This is a genomic window from Prevotella fusca JCM 17724, assembly GCF_001262015.1.
In the GTDB taxonomy this organism is placed as follows: Bacteria; Bacteroidota; Bacteroidia; order Bacteroidales; family Bacteroidaceae; genus Prevotella; species Prevotella fusca.
Genome location: NZ_CP012075.1, coordinates 25,059 through 38,066 on the forward strand (window position 1 = coordinate 25,059; position 13,008 = coordinate 38,066).

8 protein-coding genes and 1 pseudogene are annotated in these 13,008 nt (G+C 44.3%); 2 read left to right on the forward strand and 7 right to left on the reverse strand.

The features are described from left to right. The first annotated feature begins 1 nt into the window (after position 1). Entirely contained in the window at positions 2 to 157 is a 156-nt protein-coding gene (locus tag ADJ77_RS14020) for a hypothetical protein (protein WP_159103745.1), read from the forward strand. Between the two features lie 26 nt (positions 158 to 183). On the opposite strand, the pseudogene ADJ77_RS13300 reads toward ADJ77_RS14020, so the two are convergent. The 7 genes and pseudogenes from ADJ77_RS13300 to ADJ77_RS07540 all read right to left on the reverse strand — a co-directional run. Next, a pseudogene (locus tag ADJ77_RS13300) lies at positions 184 to 555 on the reverse strand (S1 RNA-binding domain-containing protein); the annotation flags it as partial. 103 nt (positions 556 to 658) lie between these two features. Then, complete coding sequence (locus ADJ77_RS07515; protein WP_025078064.1) at positions 659 to 1,195, reverse strand: hypothetical protein; 537 nt, start codon at positions 1,193 to 1,195, stop codon at positions 659 to 661. Positions 1,196 to 1,208: 13 nt separating this feature from the next. Further along, positions 1,209 to 1,736, reverse strand: coding sequence for a murein L,D-transpeptidase catalytic domain-containing protein (locus ADJ77_RS07520; protein WP_244148569.1), 528 nt, complete (start codon positions 1,734 to 1,736; stop codon positions 1,209 to 1,211). A 292-nt stretch (positions 1,737 to 2,028) separates the two neighbouring features. Next, positions 2,029 to 4,170, reverse strand: coding sequence for a M3 family metallopeptidase (locus ADJ77_RS07525; protein ID WP_050696240.1), 2,142 nt, complete (start codon positions 4,168 to 4,170; stop codon positions 2,029 to 2,031). Between the two features lie 198 nt (positions 4,171 to 4,368). Then, complete coding sequence (locus tag ADJ77_RS07530) at positions 4,369 to 6,402, reverse strand: M13 family metallopeptidase (protein WP_025078062.1); 2,034 nt, start codon at positions 6,400 to 6,402, stop codon at positions 4,369 to 4,371. An 81-nt stretch (positions 6,403 to 6,483) separates the two neighbouring features. Next, positions 6,484 to 8,517 carry an ABC-F family ATP-binding cassette domain-containing protein gene (locus tag ADJ77_RS07535; protein ID WP_025078061.1) on the reverse strand — a complete coding sequence of 678 codons (2,034 nt, stop codon included), beginning with the start codon at positions 8,515 to 8,517 and terminating at the stop codon, positions 6,484 to 6,486. Positions 8,518 to 8,679: 162 nt separating this feature from the next. After that, positions 8,680 to 9,417, reverse strand: coding sequence for a DUF1266 domain-containing protein (locus tag ADJ77_RS07540; protein WP_244148570.1), 738 nt, complete (start codon positions 9,415 to 9,417; stop codon positions 8,680 to 8,682). A gap of 1,746 nt (positions 9,418 to 11,163) precedes the next feature. Between ADJ77_RS07540 and ADJ77_RS07545 the strand changes: the two genes are divergently transcribed. After that, a complete protein-coding gene (locus ADJ77_RS07545) occupies positions 11,164 to 12,792 on the forward strand; it encodes a hypothetical protein (RefSeq protein ID WP_050696241.1) in 1,629 nt (542 codons plus the stop codon). The last annotated feature ends 216 nt before the right edge of the window (positions 12,793 to 13,008 follow it).

Consider the following 13,008-nt stretch of genomic DNA (forward strand, 5'->3'; position numbering starts at 1 on the left):
AATGACGCTCACGGACGTGGGCACTCGTTATAACGGAATGGAGCTGTCGCCCGAAAGGGTGGCAGCTTTTTTTATAGCTTCACCACCAGCCAGCCTCACCCCCAACCCCTCTCCGAGTGGAGAGGGGAGTGAACACCGTGTTATCCCTACAACTTAGGCTTAGACATAGGGGTTTCTCGCATTCTACTCCCCTCTCCATTCGGAGAGGGGCTGGGGGTGAGGCTTCATACTCAACCCAATCCGGTTACGGCGCATATCGACTTCGACGACACGGACACGGACGTGCTGATGGAGGCGGACGACCTGCGTGGGGTCGGTGACGAAGCGGTCGGAGAGCTGGGAGATGTGGACAAGACCGTCTTGATGGACACCGATGTCGACGAAAGCACCGAAGTTGGTGATGTTCGTCACGATGCCAGTGAGTTCCATTCCTACGATGAGGTCGTTGAGGGTGTGGACATTCTTGTCGAACTCGAAGACTTCAACCTCTCCACGTGGGTCACGTCCAGGCTTCTCAAGCTCGGTGAGGATGTCACGTAGGGTTGCCTCACCCAAAGCCCCTACAGCCCCCTCCGGCTTCCCCGAAGGGAGGAGAGCCTTATTTGCTGAGTGTGCGCTATTGTTCTTATGCTCGTTTTCTTTGCTGTATGGTGTTTATCTATTCATTTGCAGATATAGGTTTATGTTTTGTCTTAATCACGATTGTTGGATGTTTTTCTTTTCGTGGATCGTTTGTGTAAGTAAGGATGTTGGCAGAGACTATGTCCGTGGGCTTAATTCGCCTTGGCAATGCTTCCATTATACATTGGGGTGATAGCTTATAATCGATGATGGTCAACTTTTTCCGGGATTTCTTCAGTTTTCCGTTTATTACCCATTGTAGTTCAGCAAAGGAGTTGGTTCTTATAATGATAATATCTTTGGGTGGTTTACAGAATGTGATGTTTTCAGCTTGTTTTATCTGTTCTTCTGCCGAGAATGTCTGTATGGATTCGATGGCTTGGGGCGGAATAAATCCCAGCCTATGTGATACAATCTGTTTGGCCGAATCCGAGCGCATCTCGTCAATGGTGACGTGCAGGAGGGAGTCGGGTAGGGGAGTGCCGTCAATGACGCATAAGGTCTGGGCACGTGTGGTGAGACTGGCGAGTACAGTCAGGATTATACAGGTCAGGATTCTTTTCAGTCTCTTCATAATCTTTTATTCATCAAGATGATTTATAAGCATAAAGAAGGATGGGCTTCTTGCTCTTGTCGCAGATGGATTCGATTTTCTTGAGCATAGCAGGGCTTGTGGTAAAGCATCCCCACGAAGCATCGGAGAGTGGGAGATAGGAGGTGAGATGGTGCATAATGCCCACGTATCGGGAACTATGTATGAGGATATTTCTTCGGCGTGCATTGCAGTTTGAGTCATCAAGACCATCAAGGGCAAAACGCAGCCCGACAGTAGCGGAATAGCTTTTCTCTGCAATCTTGAAATGTCCGAGGCTCGAGCATCTGCTTCCCTCTTTGTTTGAGAAACTTGGTTTCCACGCACTGTTACCCTTTCCTCTACCGTGTGCGCAAGGACCAGTGTCGAGCACGGATGACGTATTCAGGTCGATGATAGCTATTCGGTCCTCACCCGATGGGCGTGAGAAGTCTACGAGGATACAATAGTCTTCGCTAAATCCCTTTTCGTGACAGGTCTCCCAAACCTCTTTGAGCTGACTATCGAATGAATAGGACTTCATCTTCCAATAGCCCTTTATGCCGAAATTAATGAGAAGGAGGAAGATCAAAAGAAACCTCACCCCCAACCAGCTTCTCTCCCAGCCCCTCCCCCGTAGGGAGGGGAGGGAACAGCGAGATACCCCAACAGTTTGAATATCTTTTGATTTATCATTTCCCATCACTTATCTGGTATATTAGGATTTTATTTGACTTATCATTTTCCTATAATGTTGTCTACCATATAAGGGTGTCACGCTATCTACTCCCCTCTCCACTTGGAGAGGGGCTGAGGGTGAGGCTGGGTTGGCTTTCTTACATTCCCCTCGCCTTCAGCAATCCTTTAGTGTCAGGCGCTTTGAGACCAGTGAAGTCAGAGAAGATGGTCATGAGGTCACGAGTGTTACCACGTGAGAGAATCTTCTGGCGGAAGTCATCACCCACCTTGCGTGTCAGTGCACCATGTGCCTCGAAGTAGTCGGCAATGTTCACGGCAAGCACCTCACTCCACAGATAGCTGTAATAACCAGCAGCATATCCTCCACCCCAAATGTGGTTGAAGTAAGATGTAGAGTAGCGTGGAGGAATCTGATTGTTCAGCAGACCCATATCCGCCAATACTTTCTTCTCGAATGCTGGTGCTTCTTCCGCTGTTGGAACCTCAGATGGTGAGAGGCAATGCCAAGCCAAGTCTACGCTTGTAGCAGCAAGGTTCTCTCCTAATGAATAAGCTGAAAGGAAGTTGAGCGAACCGAGCATCTTCTCACGGAGGGCATCTGGCATAGGCTCATTGGTCTTGTAATGGCGCGCATAGTTGTTGAACACCTCTGGTATGCTTGCGAACGACTCATTAAACTGTGATGGCATCTCCACGAAGTCACGTGATACAGCAGTACCACTCAACGTGTTGTACTTACAGTTAGAAAGCATACCATGCAGAGCATGTCCGAACTCGTGGAACATCGTCTGTGTCTCATCCCAAGTAAGGAGAGTTGGCTGACCTTCTGGAGCCTTAGCATAGTTACAGACGTTGAAAATCAGCGGCTTCTGCTGACGGTCACCACTCTGCTTGAGGAAGGCACTCATCCACGCACCACCACGCTTTGTAGGACGGCGGAAGTAATCGCAATAGAAGAGAGCCAGCTGCTTGCCGTCAGCATCGAGTACGTCAAACACCTTCATATCCTTATGATAGGTAGGAATATCCTTGCGCTCGCGGAAGCTAAGTCCGTAGGCACGGTGAGCAGCATAGAAGATACCGTTCACGAGCACAGAGTCAAGATTGAAGTAAGGCTTTACATCATCATCCGAGAAGCTATACTGATCCTTCTTCATCTTTGCCGAATAATAGAAACGATCGTAAGGCTGGAGGCGGAAGTCTGCACCCTCTGTCTTTTGTGCATACTCTTCAATAGACTTTGTCTGCGCTTCAGACTTTGGCTTATATGCCTCTATCATCTGGCGCAGGAAGGCATAGACGTTGTCCGTATTCTTTGCCATAGCCCTCTCGAGCGAGTAAGAAGCATAGTTCTTGTATCCCATCAGCTGCGCCTTCTCCGCACGCAGGCGGGCAATTTTCACAATGATGGGGAAGGTGTTGTAAGCCCCCGTGCCGTCCGTACGGTGGATAGAAGCGTTGTAAACCTTCTCACGCAGAGCACGGTTCTCAAGACTTGCGAGGATAGGCTGCTGGGTGGTATTCGTAATCACGATGCAGTAAGGCGCCTTGTCACCACGGCTTTCAGCATCCTTCTTGCACTGGGCGATATCGGTTTCGCTAAGACCTGCCAATTCCTTTACATCATTGACCCATACGGTTGCCTCATTAGCAGCCTTTGGAAGCATATTGCCAAAATCCTGCTGAAGTTTCGCCAGTTCCTTGTTGATTTCCTGCATGCGAGCCATCTTCTCCTTCGGGAGCAGTGCGCCAGCATGGGTAAAGTCCTTGTAGACAACCTCCAGCAGTTTCTTGTCCTCACCCTTGAGTGTCTTGTATTCGTGGTCGTAGACATACTTGATGCGCTGGAAGAACTTCTGATTGAACTTTATCTCGTTCTCAAACTCAGTCATCAGCGGAACGATACTTCCCTGAGCCTTTTCAATCTCAGGAGTCTTGTCGGCAGATACCAGTGCATAGAAGATATTTGATACACGCTCCAGTGTCTTGCCGCTACGTTCGTAGGCCAAGATCGTATTTACGAAGGTAGGCTTCTGCTTATTGTCCGTAATCTTCTTTATCTCCGCTCTCTGCTCAGCGATAGCCGCCTTGACGGCAGGGAGGTAGTCCTCACCCTTGATGCAGCTGAAGTCAGGAGCGTTAAAAGGTAATGTACTCTGTTTCATAAGCGAATTAGTGACCGTCTGTGTGGTCTTAGGTCTTGCGTTCTGTGCCTGACTTGTAAGTGCTGTGCAGGCAAGTCCTGCGGCAAGCACAACATTTTTAAGGTTCTGTTTCATGTTCGTAATGTTGGTGGGTGTTGGGTGTTGAATGTTGGGTGTTGAATGTTGATGAATTGTTATGTAGTTGTGTTTTTACTAAACTAAGTTCATTAACACCTAACATTTATCCATCATTCACAAACCTTTATCACCTGCCATTCATCACCCATCACCCAACATTCTTGATGGAGTCTCTATAGATTTATAATAATATCATTACCAGAGTTTAAGACGCTCATTCTCAGGGATGAAGAGTTTGTCGCCCTCCTTTACACCGAATGCCTTATACCATGCGTTGATGTGTGGCAGAGCGCCATTCACACGCCATTCGCCAAGAGAGTGGGGATCGCTCTTAACACGGTTGCGGATTTCAGCCTCGGTGATATTGTTTGCCCATACACCTGCATAAGCGATGAAGAAACGCTGTTCTGGTGTAAAGCCCATAATGCTCTTGCCCTTCTTCGCCTCTGCTGTCTTCTCGAAAGCATTGAAAGCCACCTCAAGTCCACCGTGGTCAGCAAGGTTTTCACCTAATGTGAGCTTACCGTTTGCATTGAGGTCAGGCAATACCTTGATAGCACTGAAGAAGTCAGCATACTTACCTGTACGAGCCTCAAAGTTCTTAGCATCCTCCTCTGTCCACCAGTCTGTCATATTACCATCCTTGTCATAATGACGTCCCTGATCATCGAATCCGTGTGTCATCTCGTGTCCGATAACCACACCAATAGCACCATAATTAAAGGCATCATCAGCCTTAGGGTCGAAGAATGGATATTGAAGGATACCTGCAGGGAAGCAGATTTCATTCGTCGTAGGATTATAATAAGCATTCACGGTCTGTGGAGTCATCAACCACTTATCCTTGTCAACTGGCTTACCAGCCTTCTCCTCAATAGCATCCTTTGCCCAAAACATCTGGCAAGCCTGCACGTTCTCATAATATGACTTTGATGGATCAATCGTAAGCTGGCTCAAATCCTTCCACTTGTTAGGATACCCCACCTTCACATAGAAGGTTGAGAGTTTCTCAAGTGCAGCCTTCTTAGTAGCCTCACTCATCCAGTCCTGTGCCTTGATACGCTCAGCAAGACTCACCTCAAGATTCTTGATGAGGTCTTCCATACGTTTCTTGCTTGTGGCTGGGAAGTAACGCTCGCAATAGATGCGGCCCAAAGCCTCACCCATCTGCTTCTCCACCTGCTGTGTAGCACGCTTCCAACGAGGATAATCCTCCTTTGTACCACGCATCGTCTTACTGAAGAAGTTGAAGTATTCTGCACGAACATCATCGCTCAGATAGTTAGCCGAAGCAAGGATAGCACTCCACTCCATACGTGCACGGAGTTCCTCAGCAGTCTCTGTAGATGTCAGCTTGTCAACTCCTGCAAGGAAAGCAGGCTGGCATACGACCATCGTCTGGATATACTCGCTCTTAATGCCATCAGCATTTGCTAACTGCTCAAGCGGAATATTAGGATACTTCTCCTTGAACTCGCTGAGTGTCATCTTATTATAGTTCGCCTCAACATCACGCAGTTCAGTACGGCTCTTTGAAATCAAAGCCAGCATCGTTTCATAACGCATAACGGCATCACGCTTAGCTGCAGCCTGTGCATCAGTGAATCCATAAAGACGGAACATATTAGCGATGAACTGGCGGAAGGCATTACGGATGTCAGTCGTAGCCTTATCATTGTCAAGATAGTATTCCTTCTGTCCGAGGCTCAATCCGTCCTGATAGATAAGAAGAATATTCATCTTTGCATTCTTCTCGTCAGCCTCAAAGGAATAACCCATTGGCACACCATAACCAAAGCTCGCATACTTCAACTGAAGGGCACGAAGGTCTGACAAGCTCTTTGCACCTTCCATCTCGTTGAGCAATGGCTTAACAGGGCTTACCCCCTCCTTGTTACGACGAACCGAGTCCATAGCGAGCTTATAGAAGTCGCCTAATTTCTTCTCAACCGCACTTTGCTTACCCTGCTTCTTGAGCAAGTCTGTAAGAATGGTGTTGACACGCTTGTTATTGTTCTCCTGCAATTGGTCGAACGAACCAAAGCGTGAGAAGGCTCCAGGAAGTGGATTAAGTTTCTGCCATCCACCTGTAGCAAACATAAAGAAATCATCAGCCGGACGTACCGACTTGTCGAGATTCTCAGCCTTGATACCAGCCTGGCTCTGTGCCATACCAGTAATCGGGGCAGATGCAAGGAGCATCATTGGTAAAAGTGTTTTAATACGCATAGTAAATATGTTTTAGTTTAATTCAGAATTCAGAATTCACAATTTATAATTATGATTACCGACGTGAGAAAAGTTCAAGCATCAAAGCTCAAGGTTTAAACTTTCCACCTCTTCCGAAAGCACCATCCATCTATCGTTTTCCTCATCGAGTTCACGCTGGAGGTTGGTATATTCTGTTACGAGTTCCATATTCGAGGCATTTTCAGATGCCATAAGGAGTTCATCGAGTTCACTCTTGCGTGCCTCGAGTTTCGCAATTTTAGCTTCAGATTCTTCCACGGCACGTTGTGCCTTACGAATCTTCTTCTGTTGCTCCTTGCGTTCAGCGTAAGATAGAGAGGCCTCACCTCCCGCCCTCTCCTGCAGAGAGGGAGCTGCACTTTTGCTATCAGAAGATGATGACTTACTATTATTCCCACCTCTCAGCGGATTGTTTCCAGCACTCCCCCTCTCTGCAGGAGAGGGGGTAAGGGGGGTGAGGCTTGCGTGGAGGGGGCTTTTCAACCAATCATAGATTCCACCTAAATGCTCTCTCACCTTACCACCACCGAACTCATATACCTTGCTCACCAATCCATCGAGAAACTCACGGTCGTGACTCACGATGATTGCCGTTCCGTCAAAGGCTTTAATAGCCTCCTTCAACACTTCTTTTGAAGCAATGTCGAGGTGGTTGGTTGGCTCATCGAGGATAAGGAGGTTTACTGGTTCAAGTAGGAGTTTGATCATCGCCAAACGCGAACGCTCACCACCTGAAAGCACCTTGACATACTTCTCCGACGTCTCGCCACCGAACATAAATGCTCCGAGTAAGTCGTTTATCCTCAAGCGCATATCGCCCGTAGCAACTCTATCAATAGTTTCGTAAATTGTGAGGTTCTCATCTAACAGCTGAGCTTGGTTCTGTGCAAAATAACCTATCTGCACGTTATGACCAACCTTCAGCATACCATCAAAAGGAATCTCACCCATGATACACTTCACGAAGGTAGACTTACCCTCACCATTCTTACCTACAAAGGCCACTTTCTCGCCTCGTTTGATAATCAGGTCTACACCCTCAAACACCGTCTGTCCAGGTCTATCACTATGCAATCTGCTTGGATAAGTCTTACCCAATCCCTCTGCAATAACAGGGTAATCACCACTTCGCAAACATGGAGGGAATTTCAAACGCATAGCCGAATTGTCAACCTCATCTACCTCGATTGGCACAATCTTCTCCAACTGACGAATACGTTGCTGTACCTGTACGGCCTTTGTGGCTTGATAACGAAAACGCTCAATGAATGCCTTTGTTTCTGCAATCTCCTTCTGCTGGTTCTCATATGCACGGAGCTGTTGTTCACGACGCTCTTTCCGAAGAACGAGATACTCGTCATACTTCACACGATAATCTTCCACGTGTCCGCAGGTAATCTCCAGCGTACGGTTCGTTACATTGTTGACGAATGCACGGTCGTGACTCACAAGCACAACGGCCTTGGCACTCTGAGAGAGGAATTGCTCAAGCCATTGGATTGACTCGATATCAAGATGGTTTGTTGGCTCATCAAGCAGAAGGACATCAGGTCGGCGGAGAAGAATCTTTGCCAACTCAATACGCATACGCCATCCACCAGAGAACTCACGTGTAGGGCGTTCAAAATCCTCTCGCATAAAGCCAAGACCTGTCAGCGTACGCTCAATCTCTGCCTCATAATTCTCACCTCCCATCATCATATAGCGTTCGTGTTCAGTGGTGAAACGCTCTACGAGTTCAGCATACCCCTCACTCTCATAATCAGTACGCTCAGCCATCTCCTGCTCCATCTTCTTGAGCTTAGCCTCCATCTTCGTCTTATCAGAGAAAGCCTTGCGTGTCTCCTCCTTTACGGTCGTATCGTCAGAAAGTTTCATCACCTGCGGGAGATAGCCTACAGTCGTATCGTTCGGTATAGAAACAAAGCCACTCGTAGGTTTCTGCATTCCACAGAGTATCTTCAGCATCGTTGACTTTCCTGCTCCGTTCTTTCCCACTAAGGCTATCCTGTCCCGTTCATTGATGACGAATGAAACATCCTTAAACAATGGCTTCACGCCAAATTCCACCGTCAGTCCGTCTATTGATATCATTTCTTTCTTCTTCTGTTTCTGAGCATTAAAGTTTGGATTTGATGATTCCCTGCAAAGGGTTCCCTCTACAGACATTATTAAACTTCTACGTTCAAACCTCAATGTCCATTTTTCCTGCAAAGATAATATTTTTATTTTGAATAGAAAAGTTCCCTTGTGACGTTAGCTCTTTGTTTTAAGGACATTTGAGATACTTTCCCATGAGAAGATACACCATGGGCTTGTTTTCTTTTTCAACAAAAGTTGTATGTTCTTTTTTAGAAACAGTCTTCCAATAGCATTATTGATACACTCACCTTTCATGAACAACTCTCCAAACTGCTGCCATGAATCAACATGCGAACTGATAAAACTTACTTCCTCATTACAAAAATCTTCAATCTCTTCAAAAGTTATATATCCGACTTCTACAGCGGAGGTTAGGATATAAAGATTCAGTCCCGATAAAAATATAGAACGAGCAAGATTGTCTTCTTCGTCATGCGCATCTTCCAACTCTTCCAAGACGTTAGACACATCAGCGGCATCTTTTATTCCAAAGTCTCTTTTAAGGAGTTTTTTCAAACTTTCTACTTCTTTCTCCTCCAAATGCCCAAACTCCATCAGACGTATTGGCTCACCCAAAGTCAGGACTGAACGGAATGGACAGCTTAATGCCAAGAAAAGGTTTTCAAGCGTTGGATTTCCCTGCTCCTTAAACTTGGAAATTAATCCCTCAACGGCTTCGTACTCTGCCTGTTCTTCAGCTTTAAGTTCGGCTTTGCCTTCTTCTATTCCTTCCTTGAAACTCTCTATCAGTTCCTTGATAAATTTAAACATAACGTTTTCTTTTATAGTGTTTTTTCTTCGGATTAAATATCTGCGGAAGTTATTGTCACATACCAATATAACAGACATCATACCTACACATATCATCCATGCTCTTTGTGATGGACAAAGATAGCAAAAATAACTCGAAAAGCAATGAAGTAGAGAATTTATCAGCAATATTATGGTTCTTCCGTTAAATGGGTAGATTGGAACAGAATGAAGGATTATACACCTGCATGGTATGACCATGCAAAATCAGTTGGTCTCATAAAAAGGGATAAAGCACAAGATAAAAATGCAGAAAAGACAAATAAATACCATGTCTTTCCGTCTTCTACAAACAACTTATCCCCATGCCAACCAACGTTTGTAAACTATTTTCATACAGTTCAAAGCTAACACATGGTCTTTTGGCTTTGAAAAGACGCCCGATTGACTTGCAATAGATGCCTTTTTGAGACCTTACTAACGCCCTTTTGAAGTCCAATTAAGCACCTTTTTTAGCACCATCTTATAACTAACTGATTTCCTGTTGGTTGCGAACTTGCTTTTTACACGTTTTTTTGCCTTTATTTGTAGGTGTTTTACCCGAAATTGTGTCATGATTTTTCAAACTGTTCTCTACATTTTCAAAGTATTAACATGAAAAGGTTTTCTGTATCAGAGGATGATAATAAAGTAGGTAGCCAAGGCTGTCTTGGCTATGTTTTTATTTAATGAATAACTTTGGTTCTTCTGTTAAAGCTATACGAAAAGTGTCCACGCATTTAACCCATATCTCATTAGACCACAATGTTCATAATTCCTACTTTTGTTGCCTAACATCTTTTATTTTCTTGTCGGCATCTTGTCAGTCTTTGTAACTTGACGTCGCCCGCTACGCCTGCGTTGCAAAAACAGACAATCTGTTCGACAATAAAACAAAATCTGTTCAGGCTATAATGATATGGGTTTAACGGATGAACCAATATTATTTCTCAAAGAAATCATCATTCCCAAATTATTTTTATGAAAAGAAATATTCATTTTCATGAAAATGAATCGAACGCAATGGTCTGGCGCAATGGAATGTCAGGCTTTCAGCAACCTTGCAAACTGATAGTCAGACTGCAGAAAAGGACTTCTGACTCATGAAGAGAATGCAAGCCCTTAGAGTGCATTATATCCTGTGATTGACACACAAATCTTTTACTCTTGTTTGTGAAAGATAAATAGCTTTTGTAGTGAATAAAATATAATTTTTATACATTATTCTTGCTGTATTCACAAACTTTATATAGCTTTGCATCGATTTATCACTATAAAAGCTGTGTGTAGACAGGGAATTTATATTCATATGGCATTGTCATGTGCAGGTTACAAGGGAATGGATGCTTCTTTGGAACCTATTAATGTTGTATGTCAAGCGGAATCAAATATTTTGTTTACACACAGATTCTACGGACATAGTTTTATCAAAAAAATATTGCATACATGTGATTCAGTTGGTGCATACGTAAAACAGGCAGGGGTTTTTATCAGGAATTCTCTGCCTGATTTCGTAGTCTTTCTACGGTATGTATAAGGACGTAATGATATGTTTCAAAGTAATCTGGTCTGGGGATAAATATAATTTGAAGATTTAAGACAGTATAGAAACTTTATGCCACTCTTGAACGAGAAGTTGTTTTATAAGATGAACACCCATTTTTAGACACTCTTATTGACGGAGACATCACTCTACTGGTGATGATGAGATGTAAAAACAAGAAAGTAGATATGAACCATATTGAAAATTATGTGGCTACAATTTAAGAAGTATAGGATGTTTAAATTATTAAAGTTAAAAACAAAGAAATGAGAAAACAACATTTATGTATTTTGTCTGCTATGGCTTTGTTATCATTGGGAAGTTGTTCCAATGACAACACGACGCTGGATAGCAATGAACAATCAAACGGAACAACTTCCGGAATGATGGAGTTTGAATTAGTGGACAGTGCTAGTTCGGGACAAACCCGTACGGTAGGTGTTTATAATGGGCACAGTATAAACTTTTACTGGAGTAATGGTGACAGACTTTGGCTTAATACAGGTTCTGGCGCTTCACCATTGGTTCAAAGTTCAAAGGATGATATCAATTCTTCAATGCCATCTTTTGATGACGCCAAGGTCGCTAATGCCAGGTTCTACTTTGCTGGTTTATATACAGCTGACAGTTATCCTCTCCGTTATACAGGTAATGGCAATACGAGAGGTGACAGGGTTACTATAAAGTCTGTACAAAATCAGAAGTACCCTAATAGGGGCACTCACCTTGGTGCGGATGGTGATTGTGGTACGGCTACTGCTGTCAGAGATGGTGGAAAGTATAAGTTTACTCTCTCTCACAAGGCGGCTTATATGACATTTACTCCTTATTACAGCCATGTCTTTGCTGAAGATGTAAAGGTTACCAAGATTAAGGTCACAGCTGACGAGGCACTTACTGGAGAGTATGCTTTCGATGATAACGGTATCGACCTCAGGACACGTCCTGCAGCAAATGCATCGAACCGCAGTGTTACGCTTGAACTGAATGGCGGTCATCCAAATGGTTTTGCTATTCCTACCAGAACAAATCATCGGAAGAATGCTGCAATTATGGTTTTTGCACCAGGTACTTATCATAATTTCACAATAGAATATTTCCTTTATGATAGTAAGACTTTGGTATATGGCTCTGTAAAGCAGAACTATGGTACTATGACATTTACCCCAGGAAAGAACAGAAGAGTCTCTGTTGACCTTGCAGTTCCTCACTACAATCAGAATATCTATTATATGTGGGATGCTGCAGCGAACAAGTACGCATGGTCAGGCTTCGAAAAGTATCAGCCAATCCTTAGAGGAGAGCGCAGTTACCGTCATTATCCGCAGACTAAGTCTGATTCTCGATGGTACAATGAAGCTAACTTCCCAACTTCTGCTTCACGTTCGGCAAAGAACAATCCTAATGCCAATGAGCTCCGCTGGTATGCAGAGAAGGGTGACCCACATTGGGATCCATCTCTCTGGTGTATTATGACCCACTTGTATGATGGCAGCATGTGGCTGAAGAAGCGCAATGTCATTGCAAGGGAAAACGGAAAGAGCTTGGCAGATCTTAAGAGAAATGCTCCTGATGGAACAGACTATACTACAAATGCTTCTTTTAAGATATATTCGAAGTATGTGTATAGTAATAGGAATATCAAGTTAGGCAAGCCTGTTAATTCGAATGACTATATCCTCTTGCCAACCTATGGTTACTATCTTTCAGGTCTGTTTACCGGACCAAGTAATCGCCCCAGTGAGTTTATGCACGTAGGACAAAGAGGTTACTTCTGGTCAAGCACGCCTCGCCCTGATAGAAATCTCTGTGCTTACAATCTGTACGTTGCAAGGGGAGAGGTTCATACAGGATATGGCGACCGTGAGAATGCACATTGTAGCTGGCCTGAATAAGAATAAGGGTTACAGTTTTCTGCGAAAAGGTATAGAGAATGCATGATGAGCTTTTAGGACTTTTCTAAGATGTAGAAGGAATTTAGTTAAGGCATTCTTTGAGTATATGCAGGTCTGGGCAATGGGCTCAGACCTGCTTTTTTGTTGAGCTTCATCCGATGTGGAATTGCTTTTTGTTTTGTATAAAGTCATAAGAAAATTGACAATTCTATATCA

Bases quoted from the DNA above. Each gene is read 5' to 3' on its own strand.
- ADJ77_RS07545 (WP_050696241.1), top strand. From the start codon at position 11,164: ATGAGAAAACAACATTTATGTATTTTGTCTGCTATGGCTTTGTTATCA.
- ADJ77_RS07515 (WP_025078064.1), bottom strand. From the start codon at position 1,195: ATGAAGAGACTGAAAAGAATCCTGACCTGTATAATCCTGACTGTACTC.
- ADJ77_RS07540 (WP_244148570.1), bottom strand. From the start codon at position 9,417: ATGATGTCTGTTATATTGGTATGTGACAATAACTTCCGCAGATATTTA.
- ADJ77_RS07535 (WP_025078061.1), bottom strand. From the start codon at position 8,517: ATGATATCAATAGACGGACTGACGGTGGAATTTGGCGTGAAGCCATTG.
- ADJ77_RS07525 (WP_050696240.1), bottom strand. From the start codon at position 4,170: ATGAAACAGAACCTTAAAAATGTTGTGCTTGCCGCAGGACTTGCCTGC.
- ADJ77_RS07530 (WP_025078062.1), bottom strand. From the start codon at position 6,402: ATGCGTATTAAAACACTTTTACCAATGATGCTCCTTGCATCTGCCCCG.
- ADJ77_RS14020 (WP_159103745.1), top strand. From the start codon at position 2: ATGACGCTCACGGACGTGGGCACTCGTTATAACGGAATGGAGCTGTCG.
- ADJ77_RS07520 (WP_244148569.1), bottom strand. From the start codon at position 1,736: ATGAAGTCCTATTCATTCGATAGTCAGCTCAAAGAGGTTTGGGAGACC.